Below are 19,616 nucleotides of genomic sequence, written 5' to 3'. Positions count from 1 at the left end.
TTCGTATAAATGCTAGGCCATTAATTGGTCTAGTATTTTTTTTGTTTTTCAATAAAAGAATTATTATTTTAATATTAATTTGATTAAATTATATATTTGATATCGAAATATGATTGAACTAGCGCAATTTGTAATAATAATGTGTTTTTTGTCATTATGTCACATGGTAAAATAAAAGGTATGAAAAGAAATAGAGAGAGTGAGAAAAATGAAAAAATGGTTAAAAAGCCTTTTTAAGGCGAATAGCCTTAATGAGATTGAAGAAGAGTTTGAAGAAGGTTTTGAAGAAAAGCCTGTTGAGGAGAAAGTATATCAATCACACTCTATCGAAAAAAAGAGAAACGTTTTACATGAGCGTCCAAAATTTAGATTTCCAATTGAATTAGATGAAGAATTACCATCACCAAAGCCGATAAAGGAAACAAAAATCGAACCAGTTTTTAAACAAGAAAAAAATAATGATAGTTGGGATAAGTCACCAAACAATTTAAATAAAGAATATAAACCTACATATAACCAGAGTAATAACTTTGTAAGAAATACTTTTCAAATTAATCAATTCGATAAAAGTAATTTATCTAGTCGAATTGAAAAAAATCAAGTCTCAAAAAGTGAAGAAGAACTAGTAAAAGTAGAAAAAGAAGAAAAGGTCGATATTGTATTTCGTCCAAAAAGAAAAACACCATTTCGACCAACTGAATATATTTCACCAATTTATGGTTATCAAAAGCCTTCGATAAAGGTAGAAAATGCTACTGATTCTGACAATTCTTCAACTAAAGAAGAAATGAGAGTTGAAGCTTCTCAAATTAATAATGTACTTGAAAATTCGTTTGAAAAAGTTGAAAGCAACACGTTCGAAAAAGGAAGTATCGGCAATCAAAATCAAGAAAAAATTGAAGTGTTAAATTTACTAGAAAAAGAAGAAATTCAAACTGCAGCTGATCAAGTTGAAAATGAGGATTTACAAGCTGAAGTAAATGAAATAGATTTTGCGTTGAAAGTTGAAGAAGTAGACATTGATTCTCATAAAATTGAAGCTGAAGAGAAGTATGAATATATAGAAGCTGAGGTTGAAGAGAAGAATGAAGTTGTACAGCATGTTGCCGTTCAAATTGAAACAGCAGTAGAATTAAAAGATGAAGAAGTACAACTTGAAACTCATGAAATTGGAGCTGTAGAGAATTATGAAGATTTAGAAGCTGAAGATGACAAGACGAATGAAGTTGCACAGCATGAAGCCCTTCAAATTGAAACAGCAGTAGAATTGAAAGATGAAGAAGTACAGCTCGAAACGCTTAAAATCGAAGCAGAAGCTGAAGCTGAAGCTGAGATTGAAGAAGCAAAGCATGAAGTAAATATTCATGAGTCGGATACTGCCTCCATTAAAGAAGACAGAAAAAACGATGACCATACCCTTGTTAATCTAAATTTGGAAGAAATCATTGAACAAAATGCTTCGAACGAACACAAAGTTGAGAATTTGGTCCATTTTGATGAAAACGAAGACAAAGGTTTTGATCTCGTTCAAAATAATGAAGAGAATGATGTTGAGTCAAAATTAACAGACGAGTCAGATGTGAATCTAAAAGAGATTAAGGAAGAAGCGGTACAGCATGAAAATTCAACTGTAGAATCTAAAGTGGAAGAATCCGTTGAAATTAATCAACATTCTGTTACCAATTCTAATGAACAGATAAAGACGGAAATTGAAGCTAATAACGAGGAATCCGAACCTAAACCAATCGAGAAACGTCAGAAAAAACGCCATTTTCCTTTTAATGTAATGATGCTTAGAAGTGATGTAGAGGCGTCAAGAAAAGCAAATATAATGAGACAACTTCGTGAATTACAAAATGAATCTGCTGCAACAGTAGAAAAGGTAAATGAAGAAGTTGAGATAAAGCAAAATGAACAGTTGATTGAGAGTGCTAGTTTATCTGAACAAAGTGAAATTTTATCTTCAGAGAAAGTTCAACCAAGTGCAAGTGAAGCAATCACTCATGAATTTACTACTAAAGAAATTCAAAATCAACCAGTTCTTGAAACTGAAGAAGTAGAGACAAAACAAAATGAAAAGATGATTGAGAATGCTAGTTTATCTGAACAAAGTGAAAATTTATCTTTAGAGAAAGTTCAACCAAGTGTTAGTGAAGCAATCACTCATGAATTTACTCCTGAAGGAATTCAAGATCAACCAGTCCTTGAAACCGAAGAAAGTAAAACAGAAACGAATTTAACTATAGAGACTAAAAATCAGATTGTTCAGATTGAGGAACCTCAAAGTTTAGATGAACAACTACCAGTACTTTATGAATTACCAGAATTAGATTTATTGGTTGAACCACCTATTGAACAATTTAATGATGGGGATTGGGTTGAAGATCAAAAGCAATTACTACAAGAAACATTACATAATTTTAATGTAGGAGCTAGAGTAATTGCTGCAACTCAAGGTCCAACAGTAACTCGTTTCGAAGTTCAGCCCGAGCCTGGTGTGAAAGTAAATAAAATAACGAACTTACAAGATGATATTAAATTGAGCTTAGCAGCTAGAGATATTCGAATTGAAGCTCCGATTCCTGGTCGAAGTGCCATTGGTATAGAAGTACCAAATAAAGAAAGTAAGCCTGTTTACTTAAGAGAATTAGTTAATCAGGATAAATTTTTGCAAAGCGAGTCACCTTTAACAGTTGCTCTTGGACTGGATATAGGTGGAGAGCCTGTCTATGCAGATATTTCAAAAATGCCACACGGGTTAATTGCCGGGGCAACAGGATCTGGAAAGAGTGTATGTATTAATTCAATTTTAGTTAGTATTTTATATAAAGCGAAACCTCATGAAGTGAAATTAATTTTAATCGATCCTAAGATGGTTGAGCTTGCACCGTACAATCACATTCCACATCTTATTTCGCCAGTCATTACTGACGCTAGAGCCGCGACTGCTGCTTTAAAGTGGGCATGTGATGAGATGGATCGCCGTTATGATTTATTTGCTCATGCTGGGGCAAGAGATATTAAGCGATTCAATGATTTAGCGAAGAAAAAAGGTGCTTATAATGATGAGTTACCATACTTAGTCATTATTATTGATGAATTAGCGGATTTAATGATGGTATCTCCAGGGGATGTTGAAACTTATATTTGTCGTATTGCCCAAAAAGCGAGAGCATGCGGAATCCATTTATTAGTTGCAACTCAAAGACCTTCAGTTGATGTCATTACCGGTATTATTAAATCAAATATACCGACACGTATTGCGTTTACAGTATCTTCACAAGTAGATTCTAGAACAATTATTGATATTGGCGGAGCTGAAAAGTTACTTGGACGAGGAGATATGTTATTCTTAGATAATGGAAAATCTCAAGCAATTCGATTACAAGGCGTTTATGTTTCAGATGATGAAATCGAACATGTTGTAGAGATTGTTAAAGACCAACAAAAACCGAATTACTTATTTAACCAAGAGGAACTTGTAGCAAAAGCGGATGCACAGGATGTTGATGATGAGCTTTTTGAAGAAGCAGTGGAGTTTGTCATTCATCAAAAAGGTGCTTCTGTTTCAATGTTACAAAGACGTTTTCGAATTGGATACAATCGTGCAGCTAGATTAATTGACCTAATGTTTGATCATGGGATTGTATCAAATCAAAATGGAAGCAAACCTCGTGATGTACTGATTACATCATTAGAGGAGTTTCGTTCTGAGTGATAAATTAAAAATTCGATAAAAATTAAGTAACGAATGTTAAAGTTTTTTTAACCCATACTAGAAAAAAAAGAACGATACTTTTCAGCAGGTGAAGATTCATGGAAAAAGAATTAGATTTAAAATTACAAGGTAAAATAAGCCGATTAACGAACCAAACATTTAAATTTGATGAGAGAATCGGAGAAGGCTGGTTTTCAGCTGTATATTTTTTAAAAACTAGAGAAATCATTCGAAAAAAGAAGCCAGATACTGAAGTAACAATGCAATTTTTCCAAAGAGAAAGTGCAGTATTATGTGGCACGGATGAAGCAATTGCGGTTTTACAAACTTTTGCAGATCATCCAGAAAATCTTATTGTTCATTCATTAAAGGATGGAGATATGATTGAACCATTTGAAACTGTCTTAACAATTAGAGGTAAATATGCTGATTTTGGCTATTTAGAGGGAATTATTGATGGGATTTTAGCTAGACGTACTTCTGTTGCTACAAATGTATACAATGTAAAACATTCTGCAAAATCCGCAGGCATTAAAAAGCCTGTTATTTTCATGGGAGATCGTGATGATCATTTCACGACTCAAGCAGGTGATGGTTATGCTGCATTTATTGGTGGTGCAACTGCACAAGCAACTCATGCAATGAATGAGTGGTGGGGCAATGAAGGTATGGGGACGATGCCTCATGCACTAATTCAAATGTATAATGGTGATGTTGTGGAAGCTGCGCGTGCATACACAGAAGTTTATCCACAAGATGATTTAATTGTCTTAGTAGATTATAATAATGATGTCATAAATGACGCTTTAAAGGTTGCACGAGAATATGGTAGTAAATTAAAGGCCGTACGTGTAGATACATCGAAAACAATGATTGATCAGTATTTTATTGGTAATCCAGAATTATTAGGAAGTTTTGACCCAAGGGGTGTAAATCCTCCATTAGTTTTTGCTTTACGAAATGCACTAGATCAAGAAGGGTATCAGCATGTGCAAATTGTAGTAAGCGGTGGATTTACTGTAGAAAGAATCTTAGCTTTTGAGAAACAAGGTGTACCAGTAGATTTATATGGTGTAGGCGGAAGTTTATTAAAAGTTAATGTAGGTTTTACAGGTGATAATGTCGAGTTAAATGGTGTGCAACAAGCGAAAGCTGGAAGAAAGCTTCGTGAAAATCCTCGATTAGAAAGAGTAGAAATGAGCCCTAGACTATAAAGGGACAAAAAATCAATTTGAGATTGATAGTATTTTAAAATAAGCAGATGACTTAAAGTATTTACTTTTCCATCTATTACCTCATAGTGCGACTTAAAATAAATAGTCCTATGGGAGTTAAAGTGATATAATACTAATTGCGTAAAAATTTAAGTTAGTTATCATTTAAAAAATAACTAGACTCGGCAAAGTAACAATGCATCAAATTTATAAAATATTGATGCCATTTCTTTTATTCACACATATACTGTCTAAGAGATAGGCCGTTGTATTAGTGATCGATTTTGGAGGTTCTTTTAATATGACAGTTTACCATTTTGTAGGGATTAAAGGTACTGGAATGAGTGCTTTGGCACAAATTTTACATGATTCTGGTTTGACCGTTCAGGGATCAGATTATGAAAAGCACTTTTTCACTGAAAATGAATTACGAAAAAAAAATATTACGATTTTACCATTTGATAAAGCAAATATTAAAGAAGGCCAATTCGTTATAGCAGGTAATGCATTTCCTGATACTCATGAAGAAATTGCAGCTGCTATTGAAAAAGGAATTCCGATGGCACGCTATCATAAATTCCTAGGGGAATATATGAATAAATTTACTAGCGTTGCAATTACTGGAGCACATGGTAAAACCTCTACGACAGGTTTATTAGCCCATGTAGTCTCTGGTGCGCGTCCAACTTCTTTTCTAATTGGAGATGGTACTGGTAAAGGTGAAAAAGACAGCGAGTATTTCGTGTTTGAAGCATGTGAATACCGTCGTCATTTTCTTTCATACTTTCCAGACTATTGCATCATGACTAATATTGATTTTGATCATCCGGATTATTATAAGAGTGTAGATGATGTATTCGATGCTTTCCAACAAATGGCTGATCAAGTAAAGAAAGGTATTATTGCATGTGGAGATGACGAACATCTTCAACGTATTTATGCAAAAGTACCTGTAATGTATTATGGTTTTAACGAGGATAATGATTTCCAAGCTCGTAATATTGAAAAACATACAAATGGTACGACATTTGATGTATTCGTCCGTAATACGTATTACGCTACTTTTGATATTACTGGATATGGTGATCATAGTATTTTAAATGCTTTAGCAGTAATTGCGCTTTGCCATTATGAAGAAATTGATGTTAATATTATTAAAGCTAGATTATTAACATACGGTGGCGTAAAGCGTCGTTTCAGTGAAAAACGCTTCGGAGATCAAATGTTAATTGATGATTATGCTCATCATCCAACTGAGATCCAAGCGACGATTCAAGCAGCACGTCAAAAATATCCTGACCGTGAAATCGTAGCAGTGTTCCAACCGCACACATTTACACGCACAAGTAAATTTTTAGATGAATTTGCTGGTACATTAGAAAAAGCAGATAAAGTTTACTTATGTGATATTTTTGGTTCTGCACGAGAAGATAAAGGTACTTTAACAATTGAAGACCTTTCTTGTAAAATTGCAGGTGCTGAACTATTGACTGATGACAATATCAGCAATTTACAAAATCATAAAAATAGCGTATTAATTTTTATGGGTGCTGGTGATATTCAAAAATACCAAGCAGCATACGAAAAACTATAATAACTATAAAACCCGTTTATGAGTGATCATAGACGGTTTTTTTGTTGTTATAGAAAATGCTTGAGTTACAAAAATTGCTTATTTAAGAAGGTAAATTGTAATAACAAAAAGAATATGTCATACGAATGAACAGGGTAAGGAGTGAAATGATTGAATAATCATTATGATGTAATTATTGTTGGAGCAGGCGCTATGGGAATGGCAGCAGGATACTATTTATCAAAAGGTAATCAGAAAATATTATTAATAGATTCTTTTGATCCACCACATAGATTTGGTAGCCATCACGGCGATACTAGAATCATCCGTCATGCATATGGAGAAAGTAGAGAATACGTACCTTTAGCATTACGGGCACAAAAATTATGGGAAGAGTTAGAACAATTGTCTGGAAAACAATTATTCTCGAGAACAGGCGTTTTATGTGCTGGTGCACCTGGCTCGACTTTTACGAATGAAGTAATAAATAGTGCAAAAGAATTTTCATTGCCGCTTGAAATAATGGATAGTAATGAGATCAATGCAAGATGGCCCGGCTTATGTTTACCGGAAGGTTTTATAGGTTGTTTAGAAACGTCTTCCGGAATTCTTTTTAGCGAAGAATGTATTCGAGCGTATAAAGAACTATATATTGAGAAAGGAAATAGTCTCCAATCAAACTCGCCTGTTATAGACATTGAAGTAGGTACTCATAAGACAAAGGTACGTACAGAGAATGCTATTTACACAGCAGATAAACTTATAGTATGTGCAGGCGCATGGTCTGGCAAAATTCTTGAAAAGACAGGTATTCATATACCTGTAAAACCTACCCGTAAAACAGTTGGTTGGTTTGAATGTGATCATCAACTATATGATTCTAGTTCACTACCAGCATTTACAATCGATCTAATTGATCGTCATTATTACGGCTTTCCAAGTATTCATAATAGCGGACTAAAAATTGGACGACATGATGGAGGGCAAATTGTAGACCCTGATCAATTTAATCGAGAATTTGGAGAGTTCATTGAAGATGAAACGGATCTGAGAAATTTCTTAAGTAAATATATGCCACTTGCAAATGGTCGATTAGTAAAAGGGAAAACATGCTTATATACAATGACTCCCGACGAGAACTTCATAATTGACCAGCATCCAGAATACAAAAATGTAATCATTGCCACAGGTTTCTCAGGCCATGGCTTTAAGTTTGCAAGCGTTGTAGGTGAGATTATTGCTGACCTAGTAACAAATCAGAAATCTACTTTTGATTTGAGTATGTTTTCATTAAACCGATTTTTAAACAAGAGATTGTAATTTTAGGAAGTGCAAATAAAAATGTTCAAACTTCAAATAAATTTGAGTAAGTGCAAATAAAAATGTTTAAACTTCAAATAAATTTGAGTAAGTGCAAATAAAAATGTTCAAACTTCAAATAAATTTGAGTAAGTGCGAATAAAAATGTTCAAACTTCAAATAAATCAGAGTAGGTGCAAATAAAAAAGCTCAAACTGAAAATAAATCAGGCAAATCTACAAATAAAATTATGAAAACTGCAAATAAGTCGACCGAATCATGTAGAAACGGTGTGAATGGATCAAAAAATAAAAGGAATAACAGAAAATAGATTGAGTTACAGTCAAATCTAATGAAAATTGATTAAAACTTCTAAATTAATCTTCAAAAAATGGTTCGCAAATCTATCACCAAAGTTCAACGTTAAAATGAAGTTCACTTTGTGTTCGTCCTTCTCTATGTTGATTTTGTTAGATTGATTATGATCGATTTCTGAGAGATAGCCAATATGCTATCTCTTTTTTTACTTTTCAAGTTACCTTAATCATACTCATAATTCCTTCATCCCCTACACTTAATATTTTAGCAATATTGTGCTAGTAATCCGAAACTTTATCTAGAGATAATTTAAGGAGTAATAATTATAATTTATTAAAAATACTGAAAATTTTGGAAGCGCTTTAGAAACGGTTAAGTAAGTAGTTATTTTATTACTTACTATTTTTTACAATTTTTTATCTGAAAAGAAAAAAAGGGGGTATTCTTTTGAAGGAAAAAAAATTTATGATGGACGATGCACCGCTTAATAAATTCCATATTAGGATTACGACACTTACTTTTGGATCGAATTTTTCGGATGGCTATGCTTTAGGAATTATAGGCATGGCGCTTTCGCTACTTGGTCCTCAAATGAAATTAAATTCTGTATGGGAAGGATTAATCGGTAGTTCCGCATTAATTGGACTTTTTTTCGGTAGTTTGTTTCTTGGTGGTTTATCAGATCGCATTGGTAGGCAGAAAATCTATTTAGCAAACTTTGTTATTATTACAATCGCATCTGCTTTACAGTTTTTTGTTCACGATCCATATACGCTTTTTGCATTAAGGATTTTAATAGGTGTTGCACTTGGAGGAGATTATGCAGTAGGATCTACTTTACTTGCGGAGTTTGCACCTAGAAAGTATAGAGGTATGTTATTATCTTCACTAAATGTTTTATGGACAGTTGGATATGTAGCTTCAAATCTAGTTGGTTATTATTTAGAAAAAACAGGGCCAGACGCTTGGCGTTGGATGTTAGTGAGTGCTGCACTTCCTGGTTTAATTGTCTTACTTTTACGTTTTGGAACACCAGAGTCTCCACGTTGGTTATTAAAGATGGGTCGTGTTGAAGAAGCACGTGCTATTGTAAGAAAGTATATTGGTGAAAATGCTGTAATGGATGAAACAGTTGACACTCATTCTAAACATGCATATAAAATGACAGATTTATTCAATAAGCAGCTTTGGAAACGTACAACATTCGGATCACTTTTTTATATGTGCCAGGTAGTTCCATATTTCGCAATTTATACATTCCTACCAACTATTTTAAGTAAATTGGGATTTGAAGAAACATTTGGTGTAGACATGGTTCTAAACCTGTTCCTTCTAGTAGGAGCGTTAGCTGGTGTATGGTGTACAGAAAAATTAACTCGTAGAGGCTTTACAATTAATACATTTATTATTTTAACGATTTCATTATTCGCATTAACAGTTTTACCACCAGGTCTACATACAATCGCAATTATAGTGTTTGCAATCTTTACGTTTGTAATGTCAGCAGCTTCTAATTTAACATTAGTGTATCCTGCTGAACTATTTCCTACCGAGGTACGTGGAACTGGAGTTGGCTTGACAACAGCAGTTAGTCGAATTGGTTCAGCTGTTGGTACATTCCTTTTACCGATAAGTGTTAGTTCAATGGGGATGGCACCTTCTATGATAGGAATGTCTATTATTCTATTCATTGGTACAATCGTTTCGATCGCTTGGGCTCCGGAAACAAAATCACTTTCATTAAATGAAGCTAGCAATCCATTACTAGAAGAGGATCAGCCTGAGTCAAACAAGAAATCAGTTTCAAGTCACTAAACTAATATATTTATAAGTAAGAGGTGTTTTTGATGATCAAGAACGTTGTTATTCATCCTAAAAATATTAAAGAGGTTATTCTTGGAGATCGCGAGTTGTCGATTTATGAAGTGATTGCTGTTGCATGTTATGGTGCAAAAGTATCGTTTTCAGAAAACTACTTTCTAAGAATAAATACTTCTCGAAATCTAGTCGAAAAATTTCTTGAAGAAGAAAGAGCAGTGTATGGCGTAACCACGGGGTTTGGAAGCAATGTAACAGAAGTTATTTCAAAGGAAGATGCTCAGGCTCTTCAGAGAAATATTGTCCGATCTCATGCTGTTTCTGTAGGAGAGCCTCTTGAGAAAGAAGTAGTAAGAGCTATCCAATTAATGATCCTAAATAATATAGGGCAAGGCTATTCAGGAGTTAGATTTGAAGTGTTAGAGCTAATTGCTAATCTTTTAAACAACGATATTTTACCTTTTGTTCCTGGTGAGGGATCGGTAGCATATTTAGCTCCCGAAGCGCATATGGCCCTGGTTTTAATGGGTGAGGGAAAAGCTTGGTACAAAGACGAGCTTCTAAGTGGGCATGAAGCATTGGAGCGTGCAGGCTTAAAATCAGTCACATTTGAATGTAAAGAAGGATTAGCACTATTAAATGGTACTACTTCAGTAACAGCATTCGCTATACTCTCGATATATAATGCTATTCAAGCTGTAAAAACGGCAGATATCAGTGGTGCCATGTCATTAGAAGCGCTTAAAGGCACGATAAAAGCTTTAGATCATCGTCTACACTCAGTAAAAAAACATGAAGAACAAATGAATACAGCTAGAATTGTTTCCAAGATTTTAGATGGAAGTGAGATAGCTGAGAAGTATAAAAACTATCGCTTACAAGATGCACTTAGCTTAAGATGTATACCACAAGTACATGGTGCAGTAAAAAAAGTATTTAAAAATGCATTGGAAAATGTTAAGAATGAAATGAAGTCTTCAAGTGATAATCCGATTATCTGGCCAGGGGAAGAAGATGGCACAGCATTAATGGGTGGAAATTTTGATGCTTCATTTGTTGGAATTTATGCGGATACTATTTGTATTGGTATGGCGAATTTAGCTAAGATTGCAGAGCGTCGTATCGATCGATTAGTGAATTTCCATGTAAGTGAACTTCCTAATTTCTTAGTTGTAAATCCTGGATTAAACAATGGATATATGATTCCACAATATACTGCAGCTGGATTGCTTAATGAAATAAGAGTATTATCCCATCCCGCAACGATTGATAATACATCTACATGTGCAAATCAAGAGGATGTTGTTAGCTTTGCTTATTTCGCAGCTAGGAAAGCTTATCAGATTTCAAAAAAACTTGAACATATTTTAGCAATCGAACTAATGGTTGCCACTCAAGCACTAGAATTCCATGATTCACTAAAACCGTCACCGGTAACGGCAAGTGTATATCAGTTAATTAGAAATCAAGTTCCAGCAGTTGAAGAGGATCGCTATTTTTATCATGATATAGAAACAATTCGTAATCAAATTCATGATGGAGATATTGTTGAACTTGTTGAAGAGAAAATAGGGGTCATGGAATTATGAAATTTTTAAAGGAGCAGTTATACTCTAAGAGTACGACAGCTTCTTTTTTTTATGCTCAATCATTTTGATACTTACTACCAAACGTTCAACTAAGAAAAATCATAGCTAAAAAGGAGAAATTAAGATGAATCGAGATGCTACTCAATCAGCTTTTTCAAATTTGTTACTTTCTGGTACGCTCTTCCATATAGGAACTTTTGATGAAGTTCAAAAAAGATGTGGCATTAATACTTATCCAAATATTGTAATGGTGATTTCGATTGATCGCTATCCTGATTTAGCAGAAGAAAACCCAAAGCAGTGGAAACAAGAAATTGGCCATGAACTAATCAATCAAATTGATCAGACGATCGGAGTTTCTTATTTGTGGAACTGGGTAGAAGAAGGTGTACTTGCACTTCTAATTGAGCTAGATGATGAAGATAGTGAAATCGAGTTCAATAAAAAGATTTATAGAATGGCAGAAGAAATTCAAAATTCATTGGATAGGGTTCAGATTACAGTTTCAATTGGAATAGGTAAAAAATATAGTGATCCTTATTTGTTATACCACTCTTTTGAAGAGGCTAGAAAGTCATTGTCAGGTCGTTTTTTTCAAGGGAACAAACTGATATTTCATAGTGGTATTAAACCAGTGGAAGAAAATACACTAAGAGCATTATCAACAGAGGATCGTATTGAATTATTAGCACTTGTACGAATTGGTGATGAACAAGGTGTAGTCGATCAATTAAAATGTTTCCTTGAAAAGGTAGCAAATGCATGCCGATTAAATGAAGACGTATTTAAGACTGAGGTAGTCGATTTAATTATGTTAATCTCTAGGGTTGTAGTAGAGTCAGGCGTGAATGCAACACTCATCATGTCAAAAAATGCTCAAATGATCCAGGAATTATATCATATTATTCGCTATGATAAATTTGTAAAAAAGGTTTGCGAATATGCTTACTGGCTAACGATTCAAATAGCCAATTCATTTATTAATCAGATGAATCCTGTTATTCGTAAAGCAACTAAGTATATACGAGAAAATCATCAAATTAGTATAACACTGGAAGAAATTGCTCAATATTGTTGCGTAAGTAAATATCATTTCAGTCACCTATTCAAAAAAGAAATTGGCACAAGTGTGATCGATTTTCTAAATAGAATAAGGATTGAAAAATCAATGTTTTATTTAGAAATGACTGATTTAACCATGCAAGAAATTGCTACACGAATTGGTTTTCAAGATTCAAATTACTTTAGTCGTATATTTAAAAAATACATAAAAAGTAGCCCTTCTGAATATAGGGCTACTAAATATCCACATTTAAATTTAGTGTTAGAAAATTAAAATGTGGATGTGTTTAAGGGTAAGGAACAGGTTTTAATAAACTCTTATTACCCTTAATCCTGCCTTTCTAATCTTGTTGCATAAGGGTAAAGTGGATCTAATAATTGGAATTCATAAGTAATTCCATCAACTTTTCCTACCACTTTTTCACTGTCATAAAGGTCCAGCATGAAAGCGGCCATTTCTTTTGCAGTATGATACTTTGGTAGGACGCCTTCAAATTTAATGTTTTCTTCTAAATCATAGGATACTTTTGCAAATTCTGTTTCAGTTGCTGCTGGTGCTAATACTTTTGCTTTCATCTTTGCACCTTTCTCTTGTAATTCATGAGCAAGCCCTTCTGTAAAGGCACTTACATAGAATTTAGTTGCGCAATATGTGACGGCATTACCAATGATTGTATATCCTCCACCAGATGAAACATTGATAACTTGTGTCCCTTCAACTGTTGAATAATCGCGTACATATAGTGAAGTTAAAATAGTTAAAGCTTCGATATTTAAATTAAGCATACTCTCAATCTTTGCTAAATTTTGTTCACCAACTGAAGCGAAATTACCAAAACCTGCATTATTAATCCAAGTTTCAATATCATATTCTTTAAGTCCTTCATATAAATTAAAAGCGTTTTTTACGACAGATAAATCAGCAGTTTTTATCACTACATCAAGATCTGCATTCAGTTTGGCGATTTCTGATTTTAATTTTTCAAGTTCTTCCGTTCTACGAGCAACGATGATTAAATTTTTTCCACGTGCGGCAAACGCAAGAGCTGATTCATAACCAATTCCTGAACTAGCGCCTGTAATGATAGTATATTTTTTCATTTAAATTCCTCCAATATAATATGGTTTATACTAAAATTAAATTAATTGTGTATCAGTTACGGATTCATTATACTGGTTAGAGTAAACTCTAAGTCAAACAGTTTTTTACTTGAATATTTTTGACTTAAACTGGAGGTTCTTATGTATTCAATTGGTGAAGTCGCTCAAATGTTAGGAATCAGCACACATACATTACGTTATTATGAAAAAGAACAGATCATTCTTCCTGATCGAAATGAAAATGGTGAAAGGCTTTATTCTGAATCACACATTCAGTGGTTAAGATTTGTCCTAAAGCTAAAAGAAACACAAATGCCAGTTAATAAGATTAAGGAGTATGCACATTTATATACAGAAGGTGAGCATACATCATTGGCTAGATTAGATCTATTAGTCGAGCATAAGCAGTCTATTGAACATCAGCTAAAAACATTAGAAGAAACAAATAAAATGTTAGAGCAAAAAATCAGTTTTTATAAAGAGGTAATTCATAATAAAAACATCGTCAATAAATAAAACCTTATTGGATACCCCAATAAGGTTTTATTGTGTAAACAAAGTCCAAAAAACTTATATTATTATTCAACTCTTTCCTTTTTTCTTAGACCCGCAAATCCTAATAGTCCAAGAAGTCCAAGCCAGCCATAATTGAAATGATTATTATTTGTATTGTCAGTAGTATTTAATGTGTTAGTAACAGGTGTAGGCGTTACATTATTTACATTTCGTCGATAATAATTTCCGTCATTACTAACTGGATTATTTACTCCATTATTGTTATTTAACATGTCATTTGTTGTATTTTTTATATTATTTTTAGTATTATAATACCCTTCTTTAACCGTGTTTTTTGTATCATAATACCCTTCTTTAACCGTGTTTTTCGTGTCATTTACAACATGGTTTGGATCATTAAAATTATTGTTAAAATCTCTTTTGATTTGTTTACCATTATGATCATAGCTTGGCTCTAATTGTGTAGCGTCAGGACCGGGTGAAGCGGCATGAACATTGGCTGAAATGATAAATGATAATGAAACAGTGCATAATGTAAGACAAATTTTATTCATCTTTAACCCTCCTTCTTTATGCATTAATATTTTGTGCATCTTTAGAAGGAATATATGTGGCAAAAAAGACCATTAAATCAATGCTCTTGTTTTATTTGAATTTGATGAATTATACCAGAAATAACAAAGCGCGGTAATCAATAACAAATCAACAAAGTCCCCTCCATAATACATTAAGACCGCACCATATTGAACATCATTATAACCGAAATTGTCTAATGGATTTGAAAAAAGCAACTTCGATAAAATATCATGACCTGCTAATGCAAGAATCATAATTGATGAGCGAAACAAATAGCTGAATTTATGAGAGAACGGTTCAATAGCAATGATTGAAGTTGTAAACAGATATCCCGAAAAAAACAAATGGATATGTACTAAATTTAACCAAAAGGTACTCTCATGAATTAAATTGAACACTGTGGAGGTATACAATACCCAAAGTCCTCCGATATTTAAAAGCATTGTCGTAATAGGATGAGTGAATAGTCGAACAGGAGCACTTCTTAAAAGACGTGTCACTCGCCTTGCATGTTGAGTTTTTAATGATGTTAATAATAATGTAATCGGTCTAGATAAAGCGATAAAAAATGGAGCGAGCATTCCTAGTAACAAATGCATAATCATATGGAAAACAAAAAGATGGTGACTAAGTTTTGCAATTGGTCCAATAACCGAAACTAATATACAAACAAAACCAGTTACCCATAATATAGAGCGTAATTTTGGCCATGGCTTTTTTTTATGTTTCATCGCAGCAATCAAATATCCAACAATAAAAAGTAAAATTAATAAGATAATGAGTAAATCAATCGAATTGAAGTAATTATCTTTCAAATTGACCACTTTTATTTCGAGTTTTAAGAATTAGAATGCAACCTATTAATGTCATAATAGAAGCAGTAATATTCCAAGTTAAATCATAAGGCATAATATCGACGTTATATCTAATTTGATGAAGCTTCATCCATTTATGCTGAACTGTTCCATCATAAAGTTGAAAAAAACCTGCTCCGAGTAAAACTCCGCCGACCCATCTTTTAAAATAGAGTGATTTTTTTCTCCTTAAATTCGCAAACATAAATAACGAGCCAATCGTTGCGAACCAACTAAAGGCATGAAAAAGACCATCAGAGATTAGTCCCAAACTTGTTGTAGACTTATCGTAAAAATGATGCCAATGAAGAAGTTGATGAAAAACTGCTTCATCAAAAAATGCCACCAATCCAAGACCAAATAAAATTCCAGACCATAAATTTAAATGTAAATAATTAGTTGAATTCTCTATAGTTGTCATAAAGATTCCTCCTTTCGAAATGGTATATTTTTCATTTTGCCCCAATTTTACTTGTCAAATCGTAATTAGTAAAAATTACAATTCAACCAAAAATGATACTTGGGAAATATAAGGATTGTGATTGTTTTTAGTTACACAAAACGCGGAGGTAATATGGATAAAAAACAAAAGCGGAGTTTATGGGCGCTATCTACAGTACCTCTTGTAATGACTTTAGGTAATTCAATGTTGATTCCCGTACTTCCAAAATTAGAACAACAATTAAATATATCTGGCCTTAAAGTTTCAATGATTATTACTGTTTATTCAGTTTTTGCAATCATTCTTATCCCTATAGCTGGTTATTTGTCGGATTTATTTGGAAGAAAAAAAGTAATCATTCCAAGTTTAATTATTGCGGGAATTGGAGGAGAATTAGCCGGCTTCGTTTGTTGGAAATTAGAAAATCCTTACGCGTGGTTAATTGTTGGCAGAATTATTCAGGGGATTGGTTCTGCTGGAGCAATGCCTGTTGTTATTCCGTGTGTGGGAGATATGTTTAAGGATGAAAATGAAGTTAGTAAAGGATTAGGCTTAGTTGAGACATCGAATACCTTTGGAAAAGTACTAAGTCCCATACTTGGTTCAGTATTAGCAGCGGTTGTTTGGTATTTACCATTTTTATCAATACCGTTTCTTTGCTTACTATCAATTATTTTAATTTTAATTTTTGTAAAACCTCCAAAACAACCTATGAGGGCAAAAAGAAAAGATAAAAGAAAGAAAAAGTTTAACATGTTTATCAGATCAATTCGAAAAATATTTCGAAATAATGGCAAATGGCTTTATACTATATTTATATTAGGTGCCATTATCATGTTCATTTTATTTGGTATGCTTTTTTATTTATCAAAAATATTAGAAAAGCGTTATCACATAATTGGAATATGGAAAGGTTGTGTGCTAGCAATCCCACTCGCTGCTTTATCCTACACTTCTTATAAGACAGGTAAAAAAATTGGAAATCAAAAAGGTGCAATGAAAAAATGCATTGTTATCGGATTTATCTTAATAAGTATTGCCTTTGTTATGCCGATTATTAACAAAGATATTTATATGATTATCACGGGCTTATTGATTAGTGGGATTGGGATCGGAATGTCGTTACCAAGCTTAGATGCATTAATAACAGAAGGGATTGAGAAGGAACAAAGAGGGACTATTACTTCTCTTTATAGTTCTTTACGATTTGTGGGGGTAGCTGCGGGACCACCTGTTTTTGCTTATTTGATGAATAAGCCAGATAATTATATGATGTATTTTTCCATCATTTTAGCAGTGCTTGGACTAATTTTGTCCATCAAATATATTAAGCCTAGCCAAGATACAGAAACCGCTAAATCCAATTAAAACAAATCTAAATAGAGGAATTATAAGAATTAATCAAAAGAAAAGCTAGGCAAACCTGGATCTTGAAGTGACACTCTTGGGAGAAATATTTAAAGGTAAAATATCAAGTAGAAATAGTGGAGATATAAACGAACTGAACCACCAAAGGTATTCCTGTTCTACAATTTCCTGATATGCCGAATGATTTAAATAATTAAATTTAAAAAAACTCCTTACAATAGTATGGAGTTTTAATTTTACCTATTATTACTTGCAAACCAAACAACACTATATTTTATTCTGATGGATATAACTAAAAAAGCAAATTGAATTAAACCCATTCATTTAACAAAAGCTAATCATAAAAATATAAAAGGTAGTGAAGATATGCATACAGTTTGGAAAGGTACAGTCAGTATGGGATTAGTTACAATTCCAGTAAAGTTGTTTTCAGCAGTTGAGGATAAGGATATAAAGTTTCGTCAATATCATAAAGATTGTAAAACACCGATCTCTTATAAAAAGGTTGCTAGTTGTGACGATGAAGTTACTCCCGAAGAAATTATTAAAGTATTTGAAACTCCAAATGGTAGAGTTGTGGAAATAACAGAAGAGGAAATGAATAAATTAAAAGAAGAATTTGAACTAAAAACTGTATCAATCATTGATTTTGTCAAACTAGCAGAAATTGATCCAGTTTATTTTGATCGAACATATTATATTGGTCCGGATTCTGGTGGAACAAAGGCATATGCTTTACTTTCGGAAATATTGAAGAAAAGTAAGAAAATCGGTCTTGCAAAAATTACAATTCGTAGCAAACAGCGGTTAGCTGCTATTCGCCCATATAAAAATTCGATTATTCTTGAAACATTACATTTTCCAGATGAGATTAGAGCAATTGAAAATCTGCCAGGAGGTGTTCCTGAAAAGGCTGGATTAGCGGAGCGTGAATTACAGGCTGGTATGATGCTAGTTGAACAATTAACGACAACGTTTAATCCAGAAAACTATACCGATACATACCGTACAGCTTTAGAGCAATTAATTTCGGAAAAAGTTAATAAAAATGATTATATCGCGATAGGGCAGGAGAAACCGGCAGAACAAAAAAATGTTGTTGATTTAATGTCTGCATTACAAGCAAGTATTGATCGAACAAAAGGACAAGCAACACCTCCGAAAAAGCCTAAAACAAGAGCGCCTAAAAAAGCAACAAGTTAAATAGGAGGTTGTAATGGAGCTGAATCCAATTTTTCCTTTTGAGCCTATTTCTTCAGATATTGTACCAAATGGTCCTGAGTGGATTTCGCAAATTAAATGGGATGGTGTTAGAATCCTAACCTATTTTGATGGGAAAGAAGTTAAATTATTTAACCGGAAATTAAATGATCGTACAAATATTTTTCCAGAGCTAACAAATATAAAAGCCTATTCGAATGCTCAATCAATCATTTTAGACGGGGAGGTCATCGCTCTCGATCAAAAGGGCAATCCATCGTTTCATGAGGTAATGCGAAGGGATGGAATTAGACGCATGGATCGAGTTGATTCCGCTATAGAAGCTGTACCTATTTACTATATGATTTTTGATATTCTTTTTTACAATGGAGAATGGATTACGCAATTATCTCTCCAAGAGAGACAAAATTTATTATTAGAAGCAATCCAACCTAATAAGCAAATTCAGTTAGTTCCAAATAATACTGATGGAGTTGCCTTATTTGAAGTTGCGAAACAACATAATTTAGAAGGTATCGTATGTAAAAATTTAAATAGTAAATACTTGATCAATGGAAAGCACAATGCTTGGCAAAAAGTAAAAAATTATAAGGATGTTATTGCTGTAATCGGTGGGGTAACGTATCGTTCTGGAATTGTTAATTCTATTTTAGTAGGGCTTTATAACGAAAATAATCAACTCGTGTTTATAGGGCATGTTGGAACAGGGAAATTAACGAAATCAGAATGGAGAGACCTTACTACAGTCATTAATACGATAAAAATAGAAAATAATCCATTCAATAGCCAACCAAAAAGAATAAAGGAAATTCAATGGATTCAGCCATTGTTAACTGTAAAAGTCCAATTCATTGAATGGACTGAAGGTCATTCATTAAGGCAACCAAGTATCCAAGCTTTTATCGAAAAAGATCCTAAAGAATGTACTCTTACAGATTAGAGGAAGT

General features: G+C 33.2%; 15 protein-coding genes. 11 read left to right on the top strand and 4 right to left on the bottom strand.

Annotation, left to right across the window (positions count from 1 at the left end; all coding sequences use genetic code 11):
• The first annotated feature begins 208 nt into the window (after window positions 1–208).
• The 7 genes from CN946_RS12645 to CN946_RS12615 all read left to right on the top strand — a co-directional run bounded on the left by CN946_RS12645 (window position 209) and on the right by CN946_RS12615 (window position 12,865).
• Entirely contained in the window at window positions 209–3,718 is a 3,510-nt protein-coding gene (locus CN946_RS12645) for a DNA translocase FtsK (RefSeq protein ID WP_098861430.1), read from the top strand.
• A gap of 98 nt (window positions 3,719–3,816) precedes the next feature.
• Entirely contained in the window at window positions 3,817–4,932 is a 1,116-nt protein-coding gene (locus tag CN946_RS12640; RefSeq protein ID WP_098861429.1) for a nicotinate phosphoribosyltransferase, read from the top strand.
• A 301-nt stretch (window positions 4,933–5,233) separates the two neighbouring features.
• Window positions 5,234–6,526: a UDP-N-acetylmuramate--L-alanine ligase gene (murC, locus tag CN946_RS12635; protein ID WP_097979199.1), complete on the top strand. Its 1,293-nt coding sequence runs from the start codon at window positions 5,234–5,236 to the stop codon at window positions 6,524–6,526.
• Window positions 6,527–6,676: 150 nt separating this feature from the next.
• Complete coding sequence (gene solA / locus CN946_RS12630) at window positions 6,677–7,825, top strand: N-methyl-L-tryptophan oxidase (RefSeq protein WP_098861428.1); 1,149 nt, start codon at window positions 6,677–6,679, stop codon at window positions 7,823–7,825.
• A 744-nt stretch (window positions 7,826–8,569) separates the two neighbouring features.
• Window positions 8,570–9,937 (top strand): MFS transporter, encoded by a 1,368-nt coding sequence (locus tag CN946_RS12625; RefSeq protein ID WP_286133919.1) that lies wholly within the window; start codon window positions 8,570–8,572, stop codon window positions 9,935–9,937.
• Between the two features lie 32 nt (window positions 9,938–9,969).
• Window positions 9,970–11,529, top strand: a complete 1,560-nt coding sequence (hutH, locus tag CN946_RS12620; RefSeq protein ID WP_098861427.1) for a histidine ammonia-lyase — start codon at window positions 9,970–9,972, stop codon at window positions 11,527–11,529.
• Between the two features lie 124 nt (window positions 11,530–11,653).
• Window positions 11,654–12,865 carry a helix-turn-helix domain-containing protein gene (locus tag CN946_RS12615; RefSeq protein ID WP_098861426.1) on the top strand — a complete coding sequence of 404 codons (1,212 nt, stop codon included), beginning with the start codon at window positions 11,654–11,656 and terminating at the stop codon, window positions 12,863–12,865.
• A 53-nt stretch (window positions 12,866–12,918) separates the two neighbouring features.
• Here CN946_RS12615 and CN946_RS12610 read toward each other — a convergent pair whose 3' ends face one another.
• Window positions 12,919–13,692, bottom strand: coding sequence for an SDR family NAD(P)-dependent oxidoreductase (locus tag CN946_RS12610; RefSeq protein ID WP_098861425.1), 774 nt, complete (start codon window positions 13,690–13,692; stop codon window positions 12,919–12,921).
• A gap of 141 nt (window positions 13,693–13,833) precedes the next feature.
• Here CN946_RS12610 and CN946_RS12605 point away from each other — a divergent pair, with 141 nt between their 5' ends.
• A complete protein-coding gene (locus CN946_RS12605; RefSeq protein WP_098861424.1) occupies window positions 13,834–14,208 on the top strand; it encodes a MerR family transcriptional regulator in 375 nt (124 codons plus the stop codon).
• Between the two features lie 62 nt (window positions 14,209–14,270).
• Here the strand turns inward: CN946_RS12605 and CN946_RS23825 are convergent, their stop codons facing one another.
• The 3 genes from CN946_RS23825 to CN946_RS12590 all read right to left on the bottom strand — a co-directional run bounded on the left by CN946_RS23825 (window position 14,271) and on the right by CN946_RS12590 (window position 16,059).
• Window positions 14,271–14,762, bottom strand: a complete 492-nt coding sequence (locus tag CN946_RS23825; RefSeq protein ID WP_098861423.1) for a WGxxGxxG family protein — start codon at window positions 14,760–14,762, stop codon at window positions 14,271–14,273.
• Between the two features lie 72 nt (window positions 14,763–14,834).
• Window positions 14,835–15,599 (bottom strand): cytochrome c oxidase assembly protein, encoded by a 765-nt coding sequence (locus CN946_RS12595; RefSeq protein ID WP_098861422.1) that lies wholly within the window; start codon window positions 15,597–15,599, stop codon window positions 14,835–14,837.
• Window positions 15,589–16,059, bottom strand: coding sequence for a DUF2243 domain-containing protein (locus CN946_RS12590; protein ID WP_098861421.1), 471 nt, complete (start codon window positions 16,057–16,059; stop codon window positions 15,589–15,591). The genes CN946_RS12595 and CN946_RS12590 overlap by 11 nt, the downstream gene beginning before the upstream one ends.
• A gap of 153 nt (window positions 16,060–16,212) precedes the next feature.
• Here CN946_RS12590 and CN946_RS12585 point away from each other — a divergent pair, with 153 nt between their 5' ends.
• From CN946_RS12585 to ligD, 3 genes are all read left to right on the top strand, one after another.
• Window positions 16,213–17,448: an MFS transporter gene (locus CN946_RS12585; RefSeq protein ID WP_141546908.1), complete on the top strand. Its 1,236-nt coding sequence runs from the start codon at window positions 16,213–16,215 to the stop codon at window positions 17,446–17,448.
• Between the two features lie 366 nt (window positions 17,449–17,814).
• Window positions 17,815–18,651 (top strand): non-homologous end joining protein Ku, encoded by an 837-nt coding sequence (ku, locus tag CN946_RS12580; protein ID WP_098861420.1) that lies wholly within the window; start codon window positions 17,815–17,817, stop codon window positions 18,649–18,651.
• A 13-nt stretch (window positions 18,652–18,664) separates the two neighbouring features.
• Window positions 18,665–19,609 (top strand): non-homologous end-joining DNA ligase, encoded by a 945-nt coding sequence (ligD, locus tag CN946_RS12575; RefSeq protein ID WP_176547312.1) that lies wholly within the window; start codon window positions 18,665–18,667, stop codon window positions 19,607–19,609.
• Window positions 19,610–19,616: the final 7 nt, after the last annotated feature.

It is taken from the genome of Bacillus sp. AFS053548, assembly GCF_002575105.1.
GTDB lineage: Bacteria > Bacillota > Bacilli > Bacillales > Bacillaceae_G > Gottfriedia.
Note: the sequence above shows the minus strand (reverse complement) of the source record. Positions and strands in the feature narration are given on the sequence as shown.

Excerpts from the sequence above, each read along its gene's own strand:
- CN946_RS12615 (WP_098861426.1), top strand. The coding sequence starts at position 11,654 with ATGAATCGAGATGCTACTCAATCAGCTTTTTCAAATTTGTTACTTTCT.
- hutH (WP_098861427.1), top strand. The coding sequence starts at position 9,970 with ATGATCAAGAACGTTGTTATTCATCCTAAAAATATTAAAGAGGTTATT.
- CN946_RS12585 (WP_141546908.1), top strand. The coding sequence starts at position 16,213 with ATGGATAAAAAACAAAAGCGGAGTTTATGGGCGCTATCTACAGTACCT.
- CN946_RS12590 (WP_098861421.1), bottom strand. The coding sequence starts at position 16,059 with ATGACAACTATAGAGAATTCAACTAATTATTTACATTTAAATTTATGG.
- ku (WP_098861420.1), top strand. The coding sequence starts at position 17,815 with ATGCATACAGTTTGGAAAGGTACAGTCAGTATGGGATTAGTTACAATT.
- ligD (WP_176547312.1), top strand. The coding sequence starts at position 18,665 with ATGGAGCTGAATCCAATTTTTCCTTTTGAGCCTATTTCTTCAGATATT.
- CN946_RS12605 (WP_098861424.1), top strand. The coding sequence starts at position 13,834 with ATGTATTCAATTGGTGAAGTCGCTCAAATGTTAGGAATCAGCACACAT.
- CN946_RS23825 (WP_098861423.1), bottom strand. The coding sequence starts at position 14,762 with ATGAATAAAATTTGTCTTACATTATGCACTGTTTCATTATCATTTATC.
- CN946_RS12640 (WP_098861429.1), top strand. The coding sequence starts at position 3,817 with ATGGAAAAAGAATTAGATTTAAAATTACAAGGTAAAATAAGCCGATTA.
- CN946_RS12645 (WP_098861430.1), top strand. The coding sequence starts at position 209 with ATGAAAAAATGGTTAAAAAGCCTTTTTAAGGCGAATAGCCTTAATGAG.
- murC (WP_097979199.1), top strand. The coding sequence starts at position 5,234 with ATGACAGTTTACCATTTTGTAGGGATTAAAGGTACTGGAATGAGTGCT.
- CN946_RS12610 (WP_098861425.1), bottom strand. The coding sequence starts at position 13,692 with ATGAAAAAATATACTATCATTACAGGCGCTAGTTCAGGAATTGGTTAT.